21 protein-coding genes are annotated in these 23898 nt (G+C 57.7%); 5 read left to right on the top strand and 16 right to left on the bottom strand.

Features of this window, described 5'->3' with window-relative positions; all coding sequences use genetic code 11:
* Window positions 1–5 precede the first annotated feature (5 nt).
* Genes KI231_RS28680 through KI231_RS28670 form a run of 3 tightly spaced genes read right to left on the bottom strand, consistent with a single transcriptional unit; the run spans window position 6 to window position 2478 of the window.
* Entirely contained in the window at window positions 6–728 is a 723-nt protein-coding gene (locus KI231_RS28680; RefSeq protein ID WP_213026955.1) for an AAA family ATPase, read from the bottom strand.
* 1 nt (window position 729) lies between these two features.
* A complete protein-coding gene (locus KI231_RS28675; protein WP_213026954.1) occupies window positions 730–1605 on the bottom strand; it encodes an ABC transporter ATP-binding protein in 876 nt (291 codons plus the stop codon).
* A 9-nt stretch (window positions 1606–1614) separates the two neighbouring features.
* Entirely contained in the window at window positions 1615–2478 is an 864-nt protein-coding gene (locus KI231_RS28670) for a 6TM ABC transporter family protein (RefSeq protein WP_213026953.1), read from the bottom strand.
* A 340-nt stretch (window positions 2479–2818) separates the two neighbouring features.
* On the opposite strand from KI231_RS28670, the gene KI231_RS28665 reads away from it, so the two are divergent.
* Window positions 2819–4741, top strand: a complete 1923-nt coding sequence (locus KI231_RS28665; RefSeq protein ID WP_213026952.1) for an acetyl-CoA hydrolase/transferase C-terminal domain-containing protein — start codon at window positions 2819–2821, stop codon at window positions 4739–4741.
* 131 nt (window positions 4742–4872) lie between these two features.
* Here KI231_RS28665 and KI231_RS28660 read toward each other — a convergent pair whose 3' ends face one another.
* Window positions 4873–5445, bottom strand: a complete 573-nt coding sequence (locus KI231_RS28660; protein ID WP_047596759.1) for a xanthine phosphoribosyltransferase — start codon at window positions 5443–5445, stop codon at window positions 4873–4875.
* Window positions 5446–5502: 57 nt separating this feature from the next.
* Window positions 5503–7512 carry a DNA helicase Rep gene (gene rep, locus KI231_RS28655; RefSeq protein ID WP_103302574.1) on the bottom strand — a complete coding sequence of 670 codons (2010 nt, stop codon included), beginning with the start codon at window positions 7510–7512 and terminating at the stop codon, window positions 5503–5505.
* Window positions 7513–7774: 262 nt separating this feature from the next.
* On the opposite strand from rep, the gene KI231_RS28650 reads away from it, so the two are divergent.
* A complete protein-coding gene (locus tag KI231_RS28650; RefSeq protein ID WP_213026951.1) occupies window positions 7775–9448 on the top strand; it encodes a putative bifunctional diguanylate cyclase/phosphodiesterase in 1674 nt (557 codons plus the stop codon).
* Between the two features lie 182 nt (window positions 9449–9630).
* Here the strand turns inward: KI231_RS28650 and KI231_RS28645 are convergent, their stop codons facing one another.
* The gene (locus KI231_RS28645) at window positions 9631–11028 is read right to left on the bottom strand and encodes a NorM family multidrug efflux MATE transporter (protein WP_213026950.1); all 1398 of its coding nucleotides are present in this window, start codon (window positions 11026–11028) and stop codon (window positions 9631–9633) included.
* Between the two features lie 159 nt (window positions 11029–11187).
* Here KI231_RS28645 and KI231_RS28640 point away from each other — a divergent pair, with 159 nt between their 5' ends.
* Both KI231_RS28640 and KI231_RS28635 read left to right on the top strand, forming a co-directional pair.
* Complete coding sequence (locus tag KI231_RS28640; RefSeq protein WP_213026949.1) at window positions 11188–12108, top strand: LysR substrate-binding domain-containing protein; 921 nt, start codon at window positions 11188–11190, stop codon at window positions 12106–12108.
* Between the two features lie 181 nt (window positions 12109–12289).
* The gene (locus KI231_RS28635) at window positions 12290–14266 is read left to right on the top strand and encodes a methyl-accepting chemotaxis protein (protein WP_213026948.1); all 1977 of its coding nucleotides are present in this window, start codon (window positions 12290–12292) and stop codon (window positions 14264–14266) included.
* A 13-nt stretch (window positions 14267–14279) separates the two neighbouring features.
* Here KI231_RS28635 and KI231_RS28630 read toward each other — a convergent pair whose 3' ends face one another.
* The 8 genes from KI231_RS28630 to KI231_RS28595 all read right to left on the bottom strand — a co-directional run bounded on the left by KI231_RS28630 (window position 14280) and on the right by KI231_RS28595 (window position 22673).
* Window positions 14280–14993: a phosphocholine cytidylyltransferase family protein gene (locus tag KI231_RS28630; RefSeq protein WP_213026947.1), complete on the bottom strand. Its 714-nt coding sequence runs from the start codon at window positions 14991–14993 to the stop codon at window positions 14280–14282.
* Complete coding sequence (locus KI231_RS28625) at window positions 14990–15619, bottom strand: gamma-glutamyl-gamma-aminobutyrate hydrolase family protein (RefSeq protein ID WP_213026946.1); 630 nt, start codon at window positions 15617–15619, stop codon at window positions 14990–14992. Before KI231_RS28625 ends, KI231_RS28630 begins: the two co-directional genes overlap by 4 nt.
* Window positions 15616–17931, bottom strand: a complete 2316-nt coding sequence (locus KI231_RS28620) for a PEP-utilizing enzyme (RefSeq protein ID WP_213026945.1) — start codon at window positions 17929–17931, stop codon at window positions 15616–15618. The genes KI231_RS28625 and KI231_RS28620 overlap by 4 nt, the downstream gene beginning before the upstream one ends.
* A 6-nt stretch (window positions 17932–17937) precedes the next feature.
* Complete coding sequence (locus KI231_RS28615; protein ID WP_064589796.1) at window positions 17938–18687, bottom strand: class I SAM-dependent methyltransferase; 750 nt, start codon at window positions 18685–18687, stop codon at window positions 17938–17940.
* Window positions 18688–18689: 2 nt separating this feature from the next.
* On the bottom strand, window positions 18690–19232 hold the full coding sequence (locus tag KI231_RS28610; protein ID WP_213026944.1) for an adenylyl-sulfate kinase: 543 nt from the start codon (window positions 19230–19232) through the stop codon (window positions 18690–18692).
* 73 nt (window positions 19233–19305) lie between these two features.
* Window positions 19306–20478, bottom strand: coding sequence for a hypothetical protein (locus KI231_RS28605; protein WP_213026943.1), 1173 nt, complete (start codon window positions 20476–20478; stop codon window positions 19306–19308).
* Between the two features lie 356 nt (window positions 20479–20834).
* Window positions 20835–22328: a YifB family Mg chelatase-like AAA ATPase gene (locus KI231_RS28600; protein WP_213026942.1), complete on the bottom strand. Its 1494-nt coding sequence runs from the start codon at window positions 22326–22328 to the stop codon at window positions 20835–20837.
* A gap of 147 nt (window positions 22329–22475) precedes the next feature.
* Window positions 22476–22673: a hypothetical protein gene (locus KI231_RS28595; RefSeq protein ID WP_103302563.1), complete on the bottom strand. Its 198-nt coding sequence runs from the start codon at window positions 22671–22673 to the stop codon at window positions 22476–22478.
* Window positions 22674–22877: 204 nt separating this feature from the next.
* On the opposite strand from KI231_RS28595, the gene KI231_RS28590 reads away from it, so the two are divergent.
* Window positions 22878–23147, top strand: coding sequence for a HigA family addiction module antitoxin (locus KI231_RS28590; protein ID WP_213026941.1), 270 nt, complete (start codon window positions 22878–22880; stop codon window positions 23145–23147).
* On the opposite strand, the gene KI231_RS28585 is transcribed toward KI231_RS28590, so the two are convergent.
* On the bottom strand, window positions 23142–23663 hold the full coding sequence (locus KI231_RS28585; protein ID WP_213026940.1) for a BRO-N domain-containing protein: 522 nt from the start codon (window positions 23661–23663) through the stop codon (window positions 23142–23144). The genes KI231_RS28590 and KI231_RS28585 overlap by 6 nt on opposite strands.
* A gap of 3 nt (window positions 23664–23666) precedes the next feature.
* Window positions 23667–23885: a hypothetical protein gene (locus KI231_RS28580; RefSeq protein WP_213026939.1), complete on the bottom strand. Its 219-nt coding sequence runs from the start codon at window positions 23883–23885 to the stop codon at window positions 23667–23669.
* Window positions 23886–23898 lie beyond the last annotated feature (13 nt).

The following is a 23898-nucleotide window of genomic DNA, read 5'->3' as shown; positions in this document are numbered from 1 at the left end:
GAATATTACTCATTCTCCAGCGTTTTGATGAATTCCCCTGATGAGTTGATAACCGCTTTGTAGATAGCATATGCATCAGTTTCTTCCGGAGATATCTTCTCGGAACGTCCCTCCGAAATCTCCAGTAAGTCACATCCCGGGATCGACATGATGAGCGGTGAGTGTGTAGCAATGACGAATTGTGCTCCTTTTTGCGCAAGTTCGAGTACGCGTCTAATGAACGTCAATTGCCGCAGGGGGGATAAGGATGCTTCAGGTTCATCTAGGATATAGAGGCCCTTCGCCTTGAATCTGTTTTGAAACAGTGCCTCCATCGCTTCGCCGTGCGACATGCTATGCATATCTCGCCCGCCGTAATAAGTTTTAATTTCAGGGCCAAAGCTTGGTTCTTGATCAAGTTGGCGTATCGCAGTGTTGAAGTTATAGAAAGTCTCTGCCCTGTAAAAAAATACATCTGTTTCTCTTGCGTAACCCTTTGAAAGGATAAGAGAGTTATGCAGGGGCGAGTGTGTGTTCTCGGTAATGAAGTTGAAATTCTTGCCACCCCCTTCGGGATTACAACCCAGTTTTATTGCGACGGATTCTAGAAGTGTGGATTTGCCGGAACCATTTTCCCCAATGATTACCGTTATCGGACTTACAAGCTGAAGTGGGAATAGTGAATTGATAAAATGGGGGGCGACCTCGCCCGGTTTTAGTCGTATTTGTTGTAGAAAAAGAGATTTCATTTCAGGCCTCTTTGAAAATTCTTTTGATTGATATATTTACCCCGATCAAAGCTATAGCGAGCTTTATGGAGTTGGCGCTAGCCATGGTGAATATTCCGATATAACCCAAATAGGCAATCAGCTTTGTTCCGAAAAGTTCTGGAGTTGAGCTTGCGATGATAATGATTACGAATGCTGTGCCTAATGCGATCAGCAGTTCAGGCCAGAAGCACATTACAAGGCTCGCCTTGTTATATCTGTAGCGCGCATGCGTGGCTTTTTTCAACAGGTCCAAGCTTTTATTTAGATGGTGGGTTGAATCTTCTTTATGGGTAGCCGGGATGTTGAGGGTTTTTATAATTGAATCCTTGTAAAGCTCTTCCTGTTCTATTTCTATCGTGTACATTTTTTCAATTCTTGCGGCGCCGTATTTTATGTAGGTAGATGTAAGGGCCGTGATGATTATGATCGGTAGCGTGAAGTACGCATTTTCATTCAGAAGTGTGTATGCGGTTGCGAAGGTCAAAATGCAGGAGCCTGCCAAATGAATGAAGTCATGTACTGCACTTGCTACCCGTTCGGCGTCTTCTTTTATCAGCGTGATGCGGGAACCTATGGTGCATTGGCTAGGATTGTGAACCACTGAACTTATCAAGAAAAAGCGCGTGCAAGCCTCTGCATAGGCTGCCAAGGAGTTACCTATACTCTGTGCGAATATTTTGCATAGAAACGATAGAGAAAAAATTAAGAAAAACTTCAAGCTGTGATTGCCGTTTGTTATGTTGGTGAGTCCCTGGGCTAAAATTGATGGTATTTGTAATTGACAATAGGCAGCAATAGCCAAAAATCCTATTGCTGAAGAAATCATGATTGCGTTCTTAAAAAGGCAGCTAAGCATGACCGGTCCTTATAATTCATGCGCATTAATTCTTTTGCGACGATAGAATGCTTCTCTGTTTGAAAAGTAAATTGAAATAAGTGCTGTTGTCGGGTTGAGTACACGTTCTACATATATTGCCGAGGCAAAGATTGCCCCAGTGCTCATCATGTTCTGGCTTAACGCGTGGATAACTGTAAGTAGCAACACACCTATGGCGAGTACATAACACGTACCTGAGAGTGACTCGAGTATGGAGGATTTCAAGCGCGATCGAAAGGCGAGTCTCTCAATATTTTTTATATCTATACGCGTTTTGTCGCTGTAGAACTTTGATTGGGCAAGAAAGTTACAAATGGTCCCGATTATCTTTGTGTTCTCCGTTACGTATTTCGCATACAGGATGTCACTTGATTTGTGCGTGATGTAGAACGCAATAAGCGCGTAAACTATTCCTGATAAAGGTGCAAGCGTCATGAGTGGATAGTAATAGGCTGTTATCAGCAGGGATAAAATAATTAGTGAGCTGTTGAGTGATATGTCGAAAAATATGCCGTGATTAAGGTATAACGAACTGTCCACGTCGCCGTCAATTAAATCAATAATTTCCCCGTTATTTCTTTTGATTGAAGGGTTGTTAGTGGATAGGTGGGTTATTAAGTTGTTTTTTAGAATAAGTCTGGTTTTTGATGAGATTTTTTGTATGTGTATGTTTGCTAGTAATCGTAGTATTGGGGTTAATATGATGATTAAGCAGGCAGTGCTGATCATGCCTATGTATGAGCTGTCCTGAATCAGATAGAGGTTTATTGAATTTCCCATCAAATAAGGTGAGGCTGCGCTTACGGCTGCGATCATGAGTCCGAAACAACAAGGTGTGATGTTTTTTCTCATTGGCTTGGATATTCCATCTGATGTGGTTCCTGTGCTGTTGGTTGTCAAATCCTAGCTAATGGTGAAATAAGTGTAACTGAGATGTTTCCTGTTATTTTGCGCGATAAAACTTCTGCTTGTTGTAGGAGTTTGGTTCTGGGTTTGTAGGGCAATTCTTTCGTCATAAATAGTTCGTTGTTATTGTTGGTTTTTCTCTTTTCGTTGATTGTGGTTGTAGCGAAGGTTTCAATTTCTACTTTGGGTGGTTTTGAAATTTTTCGCATCACTCGGCCTTTCTTTGGAAGTAAATCCCCGGCAAGCTCGGTCTACCTCTATTCACGGAACGGGCGGGAGGCTTCAGATGGTGCAGTTGTGTTCGATCGAACAGGCAGTGGACGACGTGCTCGCACGGTTGCCGGCGCATATCCACATGGGCTTGCCGCTGGGGCTGGGCAAGCCCAATCATTTCGTCAACGCGCTGTACCGGCGCATCAAGGACCTGCCCGAACGGCAACTGACGATCTACACCGCGCTCTGCCTGGGGCGGCCGAGCCTGGGCGACGGTCTGCAGAAGCGCTTCATCGAGCCCTTCGTCGAGCGTGTCTTCGGTGATTACCCCGAATTCGATTTCCTCGCCGATCTGCAACGCGACAGCCTGCCCGCCAATATCCGCATCGAGCAGTTCTTCATGCAGCCCGGCAGGCTGCTCAACAGCGCGCCGGCCCAGCAGGATTACGTCAGCAGCAACTACAGCCACGCCGCCCGCGACATCAACGCCGCCGGCCTGAACCTGGTGGCGCAGTTGCTCGCCAGCAGTAGCGAACATCCTGATCGTCTAAGCCTGAGTTGCAACCCGGACATCACCCTCGACCTGTTGCCGATGATCGCCAAACGCCGTGAGGCTGGGGAGACGATTCTGCTGGTCGGGCAGGTGCACACCGATCTGCCGTACATGCCCGGCGATGCCGAGGTCGACATCGACACTTTCGACCTGCTGATCGACGCGAAGGACAGCAGCACGCTGTTTTCCACGCCGAACATGCCGGTTGGTTTTCAGGATCATTTCATCGGTCTGCATGCCAGTACGCTGGTGCGCGACGGCGGTACGTTGCAGATCGGCATCGGCTCGATGGGCGATGCGCTGACTGCCGCATTGCTCGCGCGTCAGGCCGATAATGGCGGTTATCAAGCGTTGCTCAACGACATAAACCTCAGCAAGTGGGCGCAGTTGATCGAGCGCGAGGGTGGCACCGGACCGTTCGCCAAAGGCCTGTACGGTTGCAGCGAAATGTTCGTCAACGGCCTGCTGGTGCTGGCGGACGCCGGGATCATACGGCGCAAGGTCTACCCCGACGTGCAGACGCAGGAACAGGCCAATGCCGGCACTCTCGATGAAGCGGCGCAAATCGATGGCATCTCGGTGCACGGCGGTTTCTTCCTCGGCCCGCGCAGTTTTTACGAGCGCCTGCGCGAGCTGCCGCAGAGCAAGCGCCTCGAATTCAACATGACCCGCATCAGCTACATCAACGAGCTCTATGGCCAGGAAGAACTCAAGCGCCTGCAAAGGCTTGATGCGCGGTTCATCAACACCGTGTTCACCATGACTCTGCTTGGCGCGGGCGTGGCCGATCAACTGGAAGACGGGCGGGTGCTCAGCGGCGTTGGCGGACAGTACAACTTCGTCGCCCAGGGCCACGCGCTGCACGATGCGCGTTCGATTCTGATACTGCGCAGCTGGCGTGAGTCCGGTGGCGATGTCAGTTCCAACATCGTCTGGGAATATGGCCATTGCACGATTCCACGGCATCTGCGCGATATCGTGGTCACCGAATACGGCATTGCTGATTTGCGCGGCAAGACTGACGCGGCGGTCATTGAGGCGTTGCTCAATATCAGCGACTCACGCTTCCAGCCGGGGCTGATCGAGCAGGCGCAGAAGGTTGGTAAATTGCCGAAGGGTTTCCGCATCGATCCGCGATTTGCCGAGAACACGCCGCAACGTTTGCAGGCAATTGCAGCGAAGCATCCGCATCTGTTTCCGGAGTATCCGCTGGGCTGTGATTTCACAGTGATAGAGAGGGATTTGCTGCGGGCGCTGAACTGGCTGAAGAGCAAGTTCAAGCTGACCGAGATTCTGGAGCTGGGCAAAGCAGCGCTGGATGCGCCGGAGGCTTCGTTGTATCCAGAGCATCTGGAGCGGATGCAGCTCACGAACCCGGAAGGCCTGAAGGAAGACCTTTTCCAGCGCCTGCTCCTTACCGGCCTGAAGGCCACCGCGCAATAACTGCCTGGCCCAAAACAACTGTAGGAGTGAGCCTGCTCGCGATGGCGGTGTATCAGCTGACGAAAATATCAGCTGATACACCGCCATCGCGAGCAGGCTCACTCCTACAGGGGGGCTGCGGTGAGGCTGGATTATTCGATGAAGGTAACGACGCCATCCTTCAGCGATTTCACGCGAGCCAGCGATTCAACGCGATAACCCTGCGAGTCCAGCTCGGCACGGCCGCCCTGGAACGACTTCTCGATGACGATGCCCAGACCGGCCACGGTCGCGCCAGCCTGTTTGATGATCGAGATCAGCGCCTGCGACGCCTTACCGTTGGCCAGGAAGTCGTCGATGATCAGCACGCGGTCGCTGCTGGTCAGGTGACGCGGGGAGATGGCGACGGTGCTTTCGGTCTGCTTGGTGAACGAGTAAACAGTCGCCGACAGCAGGTTTTCGGTCAGGGTCAGGGACTGGTGCTTGCGGGCGAAGATCACCGGCACGCCGAGGTTCAGACCGGTCATGATCGCCGGGGCAATGCCCGAAGCTTCGATGGTGACGATCTTGGTGATGCCCGAATCCTTGAACAGCGTGGCGAATTCGTCGCCGATCAGCTTCATCAGGGCCGGGTCGATCTGGTGGTTCAGGAAGGCGTCGACCTTCAGGACCTGGTCGGAAAGCACAATGCCTTGTTCGCGGATTTTCTGCTGCAATGCTTCCATGAAGCTGTCCTCATTTGGCGCTTTGAGCGCCGAAGGTCTAGTAAAAAGTGGTCAATTCTAGCGCTTTAACATCGCGCGTATATCGGCCAATGCGTTGTTGCCGCGCACGGCTTTGACTTCGGTCGGTGTGTCGTCGTTGCCTTCCCACGCCAGATCGTCCGGCGGCAGCTCATCGAGGAAGCGGCTGGGCGCGCAATCGATGATCTCGCCGTACTGTTTGCGCTTGGCAGCGAAGGTGAAGGCCAGGGTCTGACGGGCGCGGGTGATGCCCACGTAGGCCAAGCGGCGTTCTTCTTCGATGGTGTCGGCTTCGATGCTGGAACGGTGCGGGAGTATTTCCTCTTCCATGCCCATGATGAACACGTAGGGGAATTCCAGACCCTTGGACGCATGCAGGGTCATCATCTGCACGCCTTCGGCGCCGTCCTCTTCTTCCTGCTGACGCTCGAGCATGTCGCGCAGGACCAGTTTGCCAATGGCGTCTTCGACGGTCATCTCGCCTTCTTCGTCCTTCTCGAGCGTGTTTTTCAACGCCTCGATCAGGAACCAGACGTTGCTCATCCGGTAGTCGGCAGCCTTGTCGCTGGAGCTGTTGGTGCGCAGCCAGTTCTCGTAGTCGATGTCCATGACCATGCTGCGCAGCGCCGAGATCGGGTCTTCGCCGGCGCACTGCTCGCGGACCTTGTCCATGAAGCGCTTGAAGCGCGCCAGACGATCGGTGAAGCGGCTGTCGAGGTGTTCGCCAAGGCCGATTTCGTCGGTGGCGGCGTACATCGAGATCTTGCGTTCGGTGGCGTAGTTGCCGAGTTTTTCCAGGGTGGTCGAGCCGATTTCACGGCGCGGCACGTTGATCACCCGCAGGAAGGCGTTGTCGTCGTCCGGGTTCACGATCAGGCGGAAGTAGGCCATCAGGTCTTTCACTTCCTGACGGCCGAAGAAGCTGTTGCCGCCGCTCAGGCGGTACGGCACCTGGTGGTGCTGCAACTTCAGCTCGATCAGCTTGGCCTGGTAGTTACCGCGATAGAGGATCGCGAAATCGCTGTACGGGCGGTCGGTGCGCAAGTGCAGGCTGAGGATTTCCATGGCCACGCGCTCGGCTTCGGCGTCCTCGTTGCGGCAGCGGATCACGCGGATCTCGTCACCGTGGCCCATCTCACTCCACAGCTGCTTTTCGAATTCGTGCGGGTTGTTCGAGATCAGCACGTTGGCACAACGCAGGATGCGGCTGGTGGAGCGGTAGTTCTGCTCCAGCATCACCACTTTCAGCGACGGATAGTCGTCCTTGAGCAACATCAGGTTTTCCGGCCGTGCGCCGCGCCAGGCGTAGATCGACTGGTCGTCGTCGCCCACCACGGTGAACTGGTTGCGCTTGCCGATCAGCATCTTAACCAGCAAGTACTGGCTGGCGTTGGTGTCCTGGTATTCGTCGACCAGCAGGTAGCGCACCTTGTTCTGCCACTTTTCGAGAATGTCGGCGTGCTCTTCGAAGAGCTTTACCGGCAGCAGGATCAGGTCGTCGAAGTCCACCGCGTTGAACGCCTTGAGCGTGCGCTGGTAGTGGGTGTAGACGATCGCGGCAGTCTGTTCTTTCGGATTGCGCGCGTTCTCCAGCGCTTGCGGCGGCAGGATCAGGTCGTTTTTCCAGGCGCCGATCATGTTCTTGATCTCGTCGACGCCGTCGTCGCCTGCGTATTCCTTCTGCATGATGTCGGTCATCAGGGCTTTGACGTCGGTCTCGTCGAAGATCGAGAAACCGGGTTTGTAGCCCAGCCGCGCGTGTTCCTTGCGGATGATGTTCAGGCCCAGGTTGTGGAAGGTGCAGACCGTCAGGCCGCGACCTTCGCCGGCACGCAGCAGGGTGCCGACCCGCTCCTTCATCTCGCGCGCGGCCTTGTTGGTAAAGGTCATGGCGACGATGTACTGGGCGCGGATGCCGCAGTTCTGGATCAGGTGCGCGATCTTGCGCGTGATCACGCTGGTCTTGCCGGAGCCAGCACCGGCGAGCACCAATAGAGGGCCGCCGACGTAGTTCACGGCTTCTTGCTGCCGGGGATTGAGTCGGGACATACGAAAATTCGGGAGTCGTTGACGAAATGGGCCGGCATTTTAACAGGCTCAGAGAATTGTGCTGCTCTGTCCGACTTGTGACGCACCACGCGATTCAAATTTGCCGGTTTTGTTACTTTCGCGGAGGATGCGCGGAGATTTTGCGACTAATGTTCTCATTCGTGACACAAAATAACGTTTTGATAACCGTTGTCATTTGGTCATTGAACTGCGCAACGGCATAATGCCCCGCCCACACCATTGCAGAGTCTAGGGAGCTAGCTTGTCTACGCCTGTCGAACCCTTGCGTTTGCTGCTACTGGCCGAAGAGCCAGCGTGGACAGCGTTATTGCGTGAGTGTCTGGCTCCGATGGGGAGCGCGGCGGTGCTGATCAGCGCGCCGAACTGGGAGTCGGTCAGCAGTTTGTTCGAAGACAACCGCCATGCCGTGCTGTTGACCCTTCCGGCGTTGCAGCCGGCGCCCGGTCGTTGCAGCCTGCCGACGGTATTGCTGCTGGAACACGAACCCGAGACCGCGCCCGTTGGCGTCAGTGACTGGCTGGTGTTCGACGCGCTCGATGCCGGCATGCTGCGGCGTTGCCTGCGCCATGTGCGCGAACGCGGCGTTCTCGAAAACACCCTGCAACGTCTTGCCGAACAGGACCCGCTGACCGGTATCGCCAACCGTCAGGGCTTCCAGACCTTGCTCACCGCACGCCTTGCCGAAGGCGACGGTCGTGGCCTGGCGCTCGGGCATCTAGACCTCGATAATTTCCGTCACGCCAACGACGCCCTCGGCCATCAGGCCGGCGACCGCTTGATTCTGCAAGTCGTCTCGCGGCTGAAAAGCCAGCTGGAGGCCGGTGATCAACTGGCGCGGCTGGGCAGCGACGAATTTGCCCTGCTGATCGATACCCGCCGCGCACCGCAACGCGCCGAGTGGATGGCCGAACGCATCACCGAAGCCTTGGCCGAACCTTATTGGGTCGACGGCGAAAGCCTGTTGATCGGCTCGAGCCTTGGTATTGCCCATGCCCGCGCACAGGGTGGCGCCGACCCGCTGATGTGGCACGCGCACATCGCCATGCAGCAGGCCAAGAGCACCCAGGGCTGCACCTTCCATATCTTCAACGAACGCATCAATCGCAACGCACGGAGCATGGCCGACCTCGAAAGCGAGCTGCGCCGGGCCTTGCGTCGCGATGAGCTGGAGCTGCATTACCAGCCACGGCTGAATCTCGAAGACGGCCAGATCGTCGGCCTCGAAGCCTTGGTGCGCTGGCGTCACAGTGAGCGTGGCTTGCTGCCGCCAAGCGAATTCGTGCCGCTGGCCGAGCAGAGTGGCTTGATTGTGCCGCTGGGCTACTGGGTGATTTCCCGTGCGCTGCGCGACATGCAGGCCCTGCGCGAGCACGGTTTACCGGCGCTGCACATGGCGATCAACCTGTCCTTCCGTCAGTTTCAGGACAGCCAGTTGCTGCCGACCCTCAGCCGTCTGATTGCCGAGCGCGGTGTCGAGGCGCAGTGGCTGGAGTTCGAACTGACCGAGACCGCGGTGATGCGCCGCAGCGATCTGGTCAAACAGACCATGGACGCCCTCGGCCGTCTTGGCGTGCGCTTTTCGCTGGATGACTTCGGCACCGGATTCTCATCGTTCGTGCACCTCAACAGCCTGCCGATCACTCTGCTGAAGATCGACAAGAGCTTCGTCGGCGGCATGGAACAGCGCGAAGAAAACCGCAAACTGGTGCACGCGATGATCAATCTTGCGCACAACCTGCATCTGGAGGTGGTGGCGGAAGGGGTGGAAACGCCGGAGCAGCTCGAATTGCTGCGCGGGTTTGGTTGCGATCAGGTGCAGGGGTATCTGATCAGCAAGCCGCTGCCGTTGGCGGAGCTAGTGGCGTACCTGACCTTCGGATCGAGTCAGCACCCAGCACTGGAAGTCGTGAGCTAACTCCATAACTCAATTTGGAACAACATTGTGGCGAGGGGATTTATCCCCGATCGGCTGCGAAGCAGTCGCAAAACCTTGGCACTGGGAACATCTTATAAACCCCAGCTACCGGTGTTGGGGCGGCTTCGCCACCCATCGGGGATAAATCCCCTCGCCACAAAGGCTCACTCCTACAAGGGATCTCAGTCAGGCTGCGCGACCGTGTAGTGACTTGAGGATGCAGGTTCACGCCGAATCATCCGCTTCATCTTCCACTCAAACGCCAGCGTCAAACTCACCGCCGCACACGCCAGGCCCAGCGCCAGGCCCCACCACACCCCCGTCGGCCCCCAGTTCAGGTGGAACGCCATCCACCACGCCGCCGGCGCACCGATCAGCCAATAGCAACCGAGCCCGACCAAGAACGTGGTCTTGGCATCCTTGAGCCCACGGATGCAGCCCATGGCAATCGTCTGCGTGCCGTCGAACAACTCGAACCACGCCGCCACCGCCAGCAGGCTCACTGCCAGGCGAATCACTTCAGCAAACGCCGGATCATTGTGATCAAGGAACAACCCGACCAATTGATTCGGCAGCAGCCAGAACACCATGGCAAAACCCAGCATCACCACCGCACCGAAGACGATCCCGACCCGCCCGGACATCCGCGCAACGTTCAATTGTCCGGCGCCGTAATGCTGGCCGATGCGCATGGTGATCGCGTACGACATGCCCGCTGGCACCATGAACGCTACCGAAACGATCTGCAGGGCAATCTGGTGCGCACCCATTTGCGTACTGCCCATGGTGCCCATGCACAGCGCCGCGAAGGCGAACAAACCGACCTCCACTGCGTAGGTGCCTCCAATCGGCAGGCCGAGGCGCCACAACTCTTTCAAGTATTGGCGATTTGGCCGCGACAGGCCGGTACGCAATGGATAAGCGTCGTAGGCCGGATGCCGACGGATATGCCAGGCCAGCGCGAGCGCCATGCAGTTGGCGACAATCGCCGTGACCAGACCGATGCCCATCAGGCCCAGTTTCGGCAGGCCGAACATACCGGTGATCAATGCGTAATTGAGCAGGAAATTGGCCACCGTGCCGCCAAGGCTGATGACCATCACCGGGGTCGCCCGGCCAATTGCACTGGTGAAGCCGCGCAGGGCCATGAAGCTCAAATAGCCCGGCAGGGCGAAGGGCAGGGCGATCAGGAATTGTCCGGCTGCGGTGACGTTGGTTTCGGTCTGGCCGAACAGCAGTAACAGCGGTTTCAGATTCCACAGCAGCAACCCGGCACCCAGCGCCATCAGCCACGCCAGCCACAATCCGGCCTGAGTCAGGCGTGCCGCGCCAATGATGTCGCCGGCGCCCTGACGGATCGCCACCAGGGTGCCGACCGCAGCGATCACGCCGATGCAGAAGATCGACACGAACGAATAGCTCGCCGCGCCCAGCCCGCCGCCGGCCAGGGCTTCGGGGCTGATGCGCGCCATCATCAGGGTGTCGGTCAGCACCATCAACATGTGCGCCAACTGTGAAGCGATCAACGGCCCCGATAGCCGCAGGATGGCCCAGAGTTCGGTACGCACAGGATGCTGCATGGTCATCACCACTCATCAATAGAGGGAACAAGGGACCGTCGATTCTCGGCGCTTGGAGGGGATTGCACAAAGGGATAAAAAGGATGGGTTGCATGATTAAAACTCATCCTGAGAAGATGCCGACAGATTGGCCGTATCCCGTAAACAGGAGCTTTGTGCATGTCCCGTCGACTTCCTCCGTTGTATGCCCTGCGCGCATTTGAAGCGGCGGCGCGGCATAGCTCGTTCACCCGCGCCGCCGAAGAGTTGTCGATCACTCAAAGTGCGGTCAGTCGGCATATTCGTACGCTTGAGGAACATTTCGCCTGCCGGCTGTTTCACCGCAGCGGGCGCAATCTGCAACTGACCGAATCGGCGCGGATGCTGTTGCCGGGCATCCGTGACGGGTTCACCGCTTTGGAGCGCGCTTGCAATACCTTGCGTGCCGAGGACGACATCCTGCGCATGAAAGCGCCGTCGACCCTGACCATGCGCTGGTTGCTGGCGCGGCTCAGTCGCTTCCGTCATTTGCAGCCGGGCAACGAAGTGCAATTGACCAGCGCGTGGATGGATGTGGATTCGGTGGACTTCAACAATGAGCCGTTCGATTGTGCGGTGCTTCTGAGCGACGGACATTTCCCGCCAGACTGGGAGGCCAGCCTGCTGTTTCCCGAGGAGCTGATTCCGGTCGGTGCGCCGAACCTGCTGAACGATCAGCCCTGGGACGTGGCGCGACTGGCCAGCGCCGAGTTGCTGCACCCGACACCGGATCGCCGCGACTGGCGCAGTTGGCTGGAGCACATGGGGCTGTCTGATCAGGTCTCGCTCAAGGGCGGGCAGGTGTTCGATACCCTGGAGTTGGGCATGATCGCGGCGGCTCGTGGGTACGGCGTGTCAATGGGCGATTTGCTGATGGTCGCCGAGGATGTGGCGCAGGGGCGCTTGAGTCTGCCGTGGCCGACCGCCGTCGCCAGCGGCCTGAATTATTACCTCGTGTGGCCAAAAACCCGTCCGGGAGGTGAACGTTTGCGCCGCCTCAGCGACTTCCTGCAAGGCGAAGTCCGCGCCATGGCGCTGCCGGCTGTAACACGCTTGAGCTGAAACGTTAGAGCCGCCACAATGCCGGCCTTGTGCCATAACCCTGCTGATCGCTCAAGTATTCGGTTCTACCGCCGAATACGTGCATGTGGAACCGTCGTGCCGGTCTCCACGATTCACCCCCATTAGAAAATTATCCGAGCTGCGATCAAGGAGGATCGGCAAGTTCGGCCAGGAGCTGTCCATGTCTCAACCTCGCGCTCGGATCGCCTCGCAGCTGGGCCTCGCGCTCGCCGTGATACTGGCGATTGTCATCAGCGGCAGTACGGTGTTCGCCCTGCGTTCGCTGGATACCGCCAACCTCGCCACCCGTGAAGAGCACCTGGCCAGTGAGGCGCGGCTGCTGGCCGACCAACTGAGCACCTTTCACGGCACGCTGCGTGAAAGCACCCAGCGTCTGAGCGGGTTGTTCGAGAAGCGCTTCAGCGCAGGTCTGAGCATTCACCCGAGTGAGCCGGTGACCGTTGCCGGCACCCAGACCCCGGGCCTGCACCTGGGCGGCGAAGTGCTGAACAACAACTTCAAGGAAGTTGACGAGTTCAAGCAGATGACGGCCGGCGTCGCCACGCTGTTCGTGCGTAGCGGCGAAGACTTCGTGCGGGTCAGCACCTCGCTGACCAAACAGGATGGCACTCGCGCTATCGGCACCTTGCTCGATCACGCGCACCCGGCTTACGCGAAGTTGATGGCGGGGCAGGGTTATGTCGGCCGCGCCTTGTTGTTCGATCGCTCCTACATGACTCAATACACCCCGGTGCGCGATGGCAGCGGCAAGGTGATTGCGGTGCTGTTCGTCGGTTTCGACTACACCGACGCGCAGAACATTCAGTTCGACAATCTCAAGCGTTTCCGCATCGGCCAGAGCGGATCGCTGGCGTTGCTCGATGAGCAGAATAAATGGCTGGTGGCGCCGGCGGGTGTGCAGGCCCCGGAACAAGCCGTACCGGTGATCAAGGGCTTGGCTGCGAAACCGGGCAAGGGTGAGTTCTGGAGCGATACCTCGGAAGACTTCTACAGCATCGCCGTACCATTTGACGGCGGCCCGTGGTCGGTAGTGGCGAGCATGCCGAAAGCCGAGATTCGCGCGGTGACCTGGAGTGTCGGTACGCAATTGGCGATCGGCAGTCTGTTGGCGATGCTGTTGGCGGTGGGTTCGGTGGTGTGGCTGCTGCGCAGCAAACTCGCGCCGTTGAGCGATCTGGTACGGCAGGCCGAAGCTTTGGGCGCCGGTGATCTGAGCGTGCGTCTGAACGTGTCGAGCAATGATGAGATCGGTCAGCTGTCCCGCGCGTTCAACCAAATGAGCCAGGCACTGTCGACCATGGTCGAGCACATTCGTCGCTCTTCGGAAGAGGTCAACAGCCGTGCGCAGGCACTGTCCGGTTTGTCCGGCGGCGCCTACGAAGGCATGGAGCAACAGTCCGGTGAAATCACCAGCATGGCCGGCGCGGTGGAAGAGTTCAGTGCTACCTCGCTGAACATTGCCGACAACATGGGCGCCACCCAGCGCCTGGCGCAGGAAAACGCTCAGCAGACGCAGATCGGTCGTACCTCGATGGACGAGGCGTCTTCCTCTCTGGAGCAAATCGCCGGCGCGCTGAACACCACCGCCACCGTGATCAACACATTGGGTCAGCGTTCCCAGGAAATCGGCGGCATCGTCAGCGTGATCACCTCGATCGCCGAACAAACCAATCTGCTCGCGCTCAACGCCGCGATCGAAGCGGCCCGTGCCGGTGAGCAAGGTCGCGGCTTTGCGGTAGTGGCGGATGAAGTGCGTAATCTGGCATCGCGCACCCGTCAGGCGACCGATGAAATCTCCGGCATGATTCACAGTATCCAGCAGGAAACCGGCAACGCGATCAGCACCATGGAGCAGGGCAATCTGCTGATGCAGGAAGGCCTGTCGCGTAACGCCAATGTCGCGTCGGCGCTGGCGCGCATTGATGAACAGAGCCGTTCGGCGGGGCAGCAGTTTGCCGCAATCACCACGGCGACTCAGGAGCAGAGCAGTACCGCGACGTTGCTGAGCAGCAATTTGCAGAGCATTGCGCTGGCCAACAGTGAGCAGCGAGAAGTGGTTTCCAACCTGGCGGTCACCGCCAAGGAACTGGAGAAGCTGGCCGCCGATCTGCGCTCCGAGGTTGATCGTTTCCGCTGATACGGCGTGCCGGTTATTGGTACGCGGAGAGGTCTTCGCTGGAGTCGACCTCTCCCCACTCCCCTGAATAGGCAACGGCCTGGATCGCTACCCGACCGGCGTCGATGACGCGCTGCAGGGTATTAGTCATGTGCATCTTGTCGCACTGGCTTGAGGTTAACTCACCCCGTAGCCGCACGACTTCTGCCCAACCTGCGGGCGTGAAGCGCAGCAACCCCATGTACTGGCCTTCGACTTCCCCCACTGATTGCGGTTTGTTGCCGATTTCGGCCAGCGTGTTGTCGCTATTGAGCCGGAATGTTTCAGCATCCAGCAGTGGATCGCCAAAACGCTGGGTCCACAGTTCCAGCCAGTTGGGGTCGTAGGTGACGGCCAGCAACGCTTCGCTGGTCATCAACGACCTGACGGCGTCCGGGCTGTAAAAAATATCCGAATAACTGACGATGCACGGCTGGCCTTCAAGCCAGGCTTCGGCGCAGGCCAGTGATGACACCATGTTGGTGTCTGCCCAGCGAGGGTTATGAAATTCGGTCAGGCCGCGGTCGGCCAGTAATTCGCGTTTGTAGCCGGTGACCACCGCGATTTCACTGATACCCGCTGCACGCAACGACTCCAGTTGCCATTCGAGCAGCGGCTTGCCACGCAACTCCACCAGGCATTTGGGGCAATCATCCGTGAGGCTTTTCATGCGGCTGCCACGTCCGGCAGCCAGGATAATGGCTTTCACGACACATCGGTCCCTTGAGTTGTTTGAGTAGAATCGGTTTCGCCGAACAGCTGGCGAATGCGCTGAATATCGTGGGATGCAAAATCCGTCTCGCGCTCCGGGTGCCACATCCAGCCTTCCCAAGGGCGAGACAGGTGCCGGATCGCTTCGATTTCGCCGTCCTCACTGCGCGCCAGAACTTCAAAGTTCTGCGGACAACTGGCTAGAGACTGGCTGTGATAGCTGTTGACCTCGGCGACGATCTCCCCGGACAGGCGATGCCGGGTGCGCACGTGCCCGCTGACCGCTTTCAGTTCGCTACCTGCCCAATGCCCCAGCATCTGCATGCCGCGGCAGATGCCCAGCACTGGCAGATTGCACGAGCGTGCGTGATCGAGCAGGCGTGTCTCCGTGAGATCGCGGGCCAGGCACTGGCCGATGTCATTGCCACCGGACAACAGCAATGCCTGAGGCGATACAGCGGCCAGCCAGTGTTCGAGGCCGGCATCGACCAATCCGTTGGGCACCGGCAGGGGGATGAACCCCGCTGCCAGCAGAAAGTCGATCAGGCGTTGATCCAGGGCATCGCGGCTCTCGCCGCGCTCCGGATGCAGGTCCACTCTCTGACTGACAGCGACCCGCTTCATGTCATCATCTCCACCCTGCGGCCCGGGCAGTCCAGATGCAGGATATCTGCTGTCGACCAGCGCCGGTAAAGCACTTCTCCAGCGCCAATGACGGCCGGCAGGCCGAGTTCACCGGCGCGAATCGCCATGTGCGAATTGGCTCCGCCCCACGCGGTAATCAGCCCGGCAATCGGATAAGCGAACAACCAGTCGAAACCGGGGTCCGCGTTGGGAATGCAGACAATCGCCCCGGCCAGCTTTTCCCGGTCATCGCATTGCACCACGGGTGCCGTCACACGTTTTTGCGTGATGAAGTTGGGCGCCGTTTCCGGCCACTCGAAGCTCCAGACATCTTCCGGACAGGTGATGACGGGTGGCAGGGACACCTTCAGTGTTTCTGCGTAGCGCGCCTTGCCTTGTTCGATGCTGCGCAGCAGCACGTCTTTTGGGTCGGCAGCGGCAACGTGCAGTTCCTGGAAGGCGCTGATATCGCAATAAGCCAGTTCTTCGCGGTCGATGCCGTACTCGGCGCCGACTTGCGCGATCAGCGCGAGGGCATCCGACAGGTTGCGGGTGAAATGAAACTTGGCCAGTTCGCGCAGCTCGATGCCGTTTTGCAGGAAGTCCAGCAGCCCTACCGGATCCGGTTGCAGGCCATGGGCCTCGAGCAGTTTCACGATCTCGCGCATCTGTGGCAGCGTCAGCGAAAACGGTTGCAGTGGCTCGGGGGCTGCTGGTCGCTGGTCCCAGTCGAAGTAGAGTTCCGGTGCTTCATCGTAACGTGGCGACAGAATGTCGTAGGTGCCGGGGCGCAGGTGCCCGTAGCGTGCGAGGAAAGTTGTCTTGTCGAGTGTCGCCCGATCACGCGCCAACTGACCGCTGACGGTTGAGACGCCGGCCATGAATGCATCGTAGTCGGCTTGCGAGAAAACACCCACGCTGACCAGTGACCTGAGCATCTGCACCGCAACGAAACCCGCACGGGCCAGGCCGGCGAAGGGCAGGGTGCCGTAGCGTTTTGCGTCTTCCAGCAGCCAGTAGATGCGCTCCAGCGGATCGGCGTTGGAGGCCAGCAGCTCTTCGCGGCGGGCATTGAGCACATCGAGTTTGTTGGCGTCGCTGCGCCACAAACCATCCTTGGGATGCACGATGCGGTTAGTCAGTTTGCGCAGACTGGAACTGATGGCCTCCAGTTCGTGCGCGCAAAAGCCTGCACTGGCCAGGCGCTCCAGTTGTTGCGACAGGTCCAGGGTGTAGCAGGAGAAAACGATCTCGAACTCCACCTTGTCGTGCAGGGTCGGCTCTGCCAGCAACCGATCGATGTAGTAGTCGACCAGTCGCCCGGCCAGTCCCTCGTCGAGGTCTGCCGGAATGAACGAGTTGAACGACAGGCGCACATCGATATACGGCAAACCGAAAAAGTGCGGCATCAGCGGGAAGCTGCGCAAGTTGCGGTAGCCATAGTTGTGACGCTGGTAAGCCCAGATGGAGTCGGTCACCAGATCGCGATACAGCGACAGCGCCAGCGGTTTGGGGCGGATACCGATGATCTCTGCCGGGTTCCAGTCGGGCATCACGCCGTAGACCGTGCGCTGGCCGATCAGGAATGGATGCGGGCGCATGCCGCGAGCGATTTTCTGCTCGATACTTTGCAGGCGGGCAGCCTGCGCGGCTTCGGACTCTGCCCGGGCAGGCAGAATCAACGGCCGGGCCTGCAACAGCCACAAGGTCTCGCCTTCGGCTTCGCACGTCACCGCGAACTCGCAGTCGACGGGGCCACCGCCGAACAGCTCCAGCAGCTCCTCAAGCAAAGCAATGATCGGTGAGAGGGCTGCGGGCGGTGAAACGGGGCTGTGCGCCGCCTGCTGCCACAACCGTCCACCCATGCCGCCGGTGACCGATGCGGTGTCGTCACCTTCCGACCAGTTCACCACACGGTACGGCGCGCAGGTATTCGGGTCGTGGGAAAACGCCACGCCGGAACGGATCACGTTGCCGAGCATGGGTTGAATCAGCACCTCGTCGCTCAGATGCGTTTCGCCATAACTGGCGATGACCTGCTCAACCGCCGACTCAAGCCCTGCTTCTTCGACATTCGGCACCGAGAGAAAGGCGCCGGCGAAAGAAGCCTCGGCGCTGTCCTCGCGGCCACAGCTGGAGCGCACGATCCAGGAGGGGGCAGGCAGCCGCCCGCGGAGATCCTGAATGCAGGCGCGCCGATCCGTGTGCCACTGCTCCACGGTAAACGCGAGCAGCGGCGCAATGCGCGCCGACGCGAGCCGCCCTTGCAGGCGCGACAAGGTGCCGGCCTTGGTAGAGAAATGCAGGGCCATCAGGCGTTATCTCAGCTGAGCGACCCAGATATTCGTCGAGTACGGGATCTGGATCGACGGCGTCTGCAGGCTTTGCAGGTAATCGTCGATGGCGCTGATGACTTCGTGAAATTTCGCGCCCGCCTGACGTTCCAGCGTGGCGTGGGAGCGCCAGGCTTCCAGGCACTCTGCGATGGATTGCTCGTGGATGACCCGCGCATCCAGATGCACGACCGGGCCGAACAGCTCGCTGGCGTCGATCACGGCGGTCTGGTCTTCACGACGGGTGCCGTAGCCATAGCCGGCGACGCGCTCTTTGATGATGGCTTCGATTCGCGCCTGAATCGGATCTTCCAGATTGCGGTGGTTCCACATGCAGGCAAACCAGCCGCGCGGTTTGAGAATGCGCGCGGTTTCCTTGAGCGCCTGCTGACGGTCGCAGACATTGAAGGAGCTGCCGAACGTGACCATGTCGAATGCCTGCGCCGCTTGCCCGGTCACTTCACCGGTGCCTTCGTGCCATTTGACATTGGCCAGCGCGGCGGTGCGCTTGATGCCGTTGGCGCGCATTGCATCGTTGGGTTCTACCGCGGTGACATCCAGGCCACGGGCGGCCAGCATCAGCGTCAAGTGTGCAACACCCGCGCCGACGTCGCAGAACTTGTCGCCTTGCTCGGCGCCAGCGATCGAGAGCATGGCGTCAATGGCGGCATCGGCGTAGTCAGGGCGCTTCAAATAGGCATCGGCCAGAGTGGTGTAGTCCCATTCGGTTTTCATACTCAGTTCCTTCCATAAATTTTATTGATCAAATCTTCTGCCAGGGTTTGCCTGGAGCGCTGCGGGTCGAACTCTACAAGCCAGTCTGCCGCTTGTGGTTCATCAATGGTCAGATCAAGCCCGGCAACGTTGTGCAGTTCCCCGGCATCGTATCGACGGTAGATCCCCTTCGGGTCGCGGCGACGCAATTCCTCGACCGGGACCTTCAAATAAACTTCGAAATAGCCGGGCAGGTGGGCGCGGTTCCATGCATGGACTTCGCGAAACAGCGAAATCGTTGCAATCACCACGGTCTGGCCTTGCGCGGCAATCATTCGGCACAGGTGGGCATATTGCATCGCCAGCGCCAGTCGTCCGTCACGGCCATGGTTCTGTGAGTTGGCGGCGGCTGCGCCGAATACTTCGCGCAACTCATCGCCATCGAGCATGACCACCGATCGTCCTTCAGTACGCAGTCTGGCAACGAGTTCACGGGCCAGCGTTGACTTGCCCGCACCTGAAAGGCCCGTAATCCAGATTACCTGTCCATCAGCATCACATTTCATAGTGTTCTGACTCGTGTTCGATTCGAGTGTATCGGCAGGCTGTTTCCTCGCATGAGGGCTGGCGTGCTTTATTTTAATGTTTGTCCCGCTCGTTAATGTCGCCGAAAGAGTCAATCGAGAGTGGGCAATACTTCGACTCGTGCCGGTATTCAATCAGGTCGTGGAACACTTCCTGAGGCAGGGGCAAGTCGCTGTATTGTGCCTGGTAGAACTTGTTGTATATGTAATAACTGTCTTCTCGTGCCAGCAGGCTGAACCCTAGCGCCATGTCTCTGAGCTCATTGCTGCTTCTGGCAATTGGCAACAGGTTGTCCATTTGCTTTAGCCAGGCGTCGACCGTGAGATTGTTTTCTTCGGTAAAGGGCACGTAATAAATCGGCAGCTTGCAGGTATTGAGCATGAACGAAACACCACCGGTAGATGCATCGGTGATGACCGTGTCGCATTGTGCGTAGAAAGCCGTGCTGCTGGTGCCGGCCTTGTCGATGGTTATCCAGTCATAGGCAGACAGTTCTTCGCACAGAGCCTTTACGGTCGGATGGGAAAGTTCGGCCATGTACGGACGCAGGATGAATTTTGCGTGGGGAATTTGCGATTTGACTGCATTGATGACGGTCTGCAGGTTTTCATACAGTGTCGCCCCGTTCGGGCAGATACCCAGTTGGGTCGGCAGAAGCCCTACGACATAGTCGTCGGAAGTTTTTTTCGAAGGCGGTGATGATTCAAAAATGCCCGGAATCTTCACGGGCAGCGTAGCCACCGGGCTGGTTTTGCGCATGTCCGAACGCAACGCCAGTCCATCGATCAGCATTGTTTTCAGAGCCTTTCTGTCGCGACGGTATGCCTGCATTCCGGCCGTAATCAAATCAAAGCCCGACCGGGAAGAAGCGATGATCGCATCCCAGTAAGAAGTCAGCTCTGCGTAGTAATACTTGTCTTTGGTCGGCATGCCGACATTGCCGTGGCTGATGAAGATGCCAAAATTTGAATCGTCCAGCAGACGCCCGGCATAGGCATCATTTGAAATGACAACCTGCGATTTCAGGCTTGCAATGAAGTCATTGCCAACCTGCTTTACCGGGAAATCGAGGACGGCTTCGACTTCCTCTCGGCTTAAGCCGGTACGATCAGTATTGAGTACGACACAGTTATACTTTTCTCGAAGCGAATTGAGCGCGGGGATCAGATACTCGAGATATGTTTTGCCACCATCCACCACGTTGCTGAGCAAGTAAACGTTTTTCATTATGAAGTTGCGCTTTTAAAGTTTGTTTAAATAAGGTCGATGTCAAGCCGGGTAATAATGCTGGGCAAGGACTTTGTAGTTGTCTGGATTTAAATTGACGACCAGGTAAACGCATGCAAGCCAAGTTTGGCTTGACTAATGACTACACTGGTTGATTGACGGCTTTGCCCGATAAGCAATAGATATCTTCTCCATGATGTCCAGCCTCCATTTTCACGCTGAAAAATGCTCTATGTCTTGACGATGGACGGATAACTAATAAAAAGAGCGTCGCCGTTATATCACATCTCGGTCTATGGCCATCGACACGGATGTTTATTTTTTGCCCCGCCCATTTGCGAGTAGCGCTGTCATTCTCACTGTGTTGCCGGCCGATATTGCAACGCCTCTGCCAAGTGCTCGCGCCGGACGTTTTCTTCCTGCCCCAGATCGGCCAACGTCCTGGCGACCTTGAGAAGTCGGTGCGCCGAGCGCAGCGACAAGGTCAGTCGTTCACAGGCTGATTCCAGCCAGGTCTCGTCGGTTGTGGATAACTTGCAGTGGCGACGCAGCCCCGGCAGATCAAGAAACGCATTGGCACATCCCTGACGTTTCTGTTGTCGCTCGCGGGCCTCGGCTACCAGCGCGGCGGCACTGGCGCTGTCTTCCCCTGGCTGGACCGCAGGGTTCAGCGCCGTTGCCTCCCGCGCCACCGTCAGGTGTAAGTCGATCCGGTCCAAGAGGGGGCCCGACAGCTTGTTGCGATAACGCTGAACCATGTCCGGCGTGCACGAACACTTGCCACTTGGTTCACCCAGATATCCACAGGGACACGGGTTCATCGCTGCCACCAATTGAAAGCGCGCTGGAAAGCGCACGCGGTCCTTGGCTCGTGCAATCACGATGTGGCCGGACTCCAGCGGTTCGCGCAGCACCTCCAGCACCTTGCGATCAAACTCCGGCAGCTCATCGAGAAACAGCACGCCGTGATGGGCCAGGGTGATTTCGCCGGGTTGCGGTTTCGAACTGCCGCCGACCAGTGCCGGGCCTGATGCCGAGTGGTGTGGCTGGCGAAAAGGACGTTGCGGCCAATGGGTCAACGGCACGCCGCTGGCGACGGATTGAATGGCGGCCACTTCCAGTGCTTCGCATTCGGACAATGGCGGGAGCAGTCCCGGCAATCGACTGGCCAACAATGTCTTGCCCGTTCCCGGCGGCCCGCTGAACAACAGGTTGTGCGCGCCCGCCGCCGCGATCAGCAGCGCACGTTTGGCTGCCATTTGCCCCTGCACTTCGTTGAGATCGGGATAGGGTCTGGCGGCATGAATCAAGCCGTCCGATACATAAGGCTCGACGGGCGTGTGCCCGTTGAAATGTGCCACCGCTTCCAGCAGATGATCCACCGCGTACACCTTCAAACCCGAGGCCAGACATGCTTCCTCGGCATTCGCCCGCGGCACCACCAGCGCCCGTCCGGCCTTGCGCGCCGCTAATGCCGCGGGCAACACGCCACGCACCGCTCGTACGGCGCCGGACAGCGCCAACTCACCCAGACATTCCACATCATCCAGCGTCAGACACGGCACCTGCACACTCGCCGACAGAATCCCCAAGGCAATCGCCAGATCAAACCGTCCGCCATCCTTGGGCAGATCCGCCGGCGCCAGATTCAAAGTGATCCGCCGCGCCGGAAACTGCAGCCCGGAATTGATGATCGCGCTGCGCACCCGATCCTTGCTCTCCTTCACCGCCGCCTCGGGCAGGCCGACCATGGTCAGCGACGGCAGACCGTTGGCCAGGTGAACTTCGACGGTGACGGCGGGGGCTTCCACGCCAATCTGGGCGCGACTGTGGACGATGGAGAGGGACATGGTCGTTCCTTGAGCTGAATCGGGGAGCCGCTTCCTGCGGGTTTTTTAAGGGTAGTTGGGAGAGCGAATCCAGGCGACACGGATCCGAGGGTAAACCTTCACTGGATGTTGCCAAGGTGCCCTTCCACGTTCAGTAGAGGCGCCACATTAGTTTTCTTCTTCGGGATTTCTTACTTGGCTTCCTCCCCCGGCCAACCAACCATCCGGTTCGAGTTCTTTACCGTACTTGGCCGCTACCTCAATAAAACGACGCTGATTGGCTGAAATACCTCCGGCTAACCGAAGTGCTTCAGCGTGATATCCAACAATCTCTTCTAGCTTTTTCCTTCTCTTTTTGTCTTTCATTGAGGCCTCGTTTTTCGGGTGACAGATGCTTCGCTGGTCACCGTAGTACAAGGAGGAAAGGTCGCGTAATCAGGCGCAGACGCTGATTTTTGTAGGGCCATGCCCTAATAGTTGTAGGACGCCGGCGAAAGGCTTTCGACGGTCTTGTATCTCTGTGTCCTATGCTCCAGTTTGGCCGCTCGATGCAGTCTCTGGAGGCGAAAAATGGACCGCAATGGTATGCGCCCGATTCATCCGGGCGAGGTTCTGAATAAAGAATTCATGGAGCCGCTGGGCATGACCGTCATGGATCTGGCCATGCCCACGAAATGGCCCGAAAGTGAGATAGAAAAGCTTGTGAAATGCCAGCTCAGGATCTGCGCCGATCTGGCAATCAGGCTTGCCATTCATTTCAACACTACACCTGAGTTCTGGATGAATCTTCAGTCGACTTACGATTTACGCAGGGCTCAGATCAGGCATGCGGGTTTATAGCGATTGCAACATCCGTGTAGCCCTTTTCCACCAAGGTCCTGCCTCTGAGCGTTTCGGCTTTTCCCGTTCCACGACCATCAGCGGCACATCCTGCAACCGAATCCACGGCTGGTTATTCCAGTGCAACAAACTCAACGTCATGTCCGGCCAACTGAGCAGGCTCAGGTGTGGGCGTTCGCTTGTGGTGGGGTGTTGGATGTCGCGCAGGGTGGGGATGACTTGGTGAGTAAGCCATTCGCGCAGGGCTCGGTATTCGGGGCAGTAGTGGTAGACGAGGAGGGCGTAGATGCCGGATTCGCTGATCAGCAGGGTGTTTTCGATCTGGTTGTGGATCAAGGTTTTGCGGGTTTGGTATTGGTCGGGGTCGAGTTTTCGCAGCATGCGTTCGTTGAGGTAGATGTGCAGCAGGCGGCTCAGGTCTCGGGCGCAGAACCAGGGTTGGTTCTGGATGAGGAGGGCGTGGAGGGGGAGTTTGTGGCGGGTGAAGATGCTAGGTGTCAGGTAGTTTTCGTCCATGGTTCAGTTCTCGAATTCAAGTGAAGAAAACTGCTTCTGTTCGTCGCCAAACGAAAAGGGTGGCAGCCATGCGCGGGTTGGCGAACCGGTGAATTCGAAACCGGCAGACCCTGAGGTCTCCCACGCAAAGCCGCCATAACTCATGGAGAGAAAAAACCTCTCTGTGAATTTAGTTGCATTGCGTCGAATTCGATCCAGGTCGCCAAACCCGGTGCTGAACATTCAGCATCGAGTG

Origin of the sequence: Pseudomonas sp. Seg1 (assembly GCF_018326005.1) — a bacterium.
GTDB lineage: Bacteria > Pseudomonadota > Gammaproteobacteria > Pseudomonadales > Pseudomonadaceae > Aquipseudomonas.
Note: the sequence above shows the minus strand (reverse complement) of the source record. Positions and strands in the feature narration are given on the sequence as shown.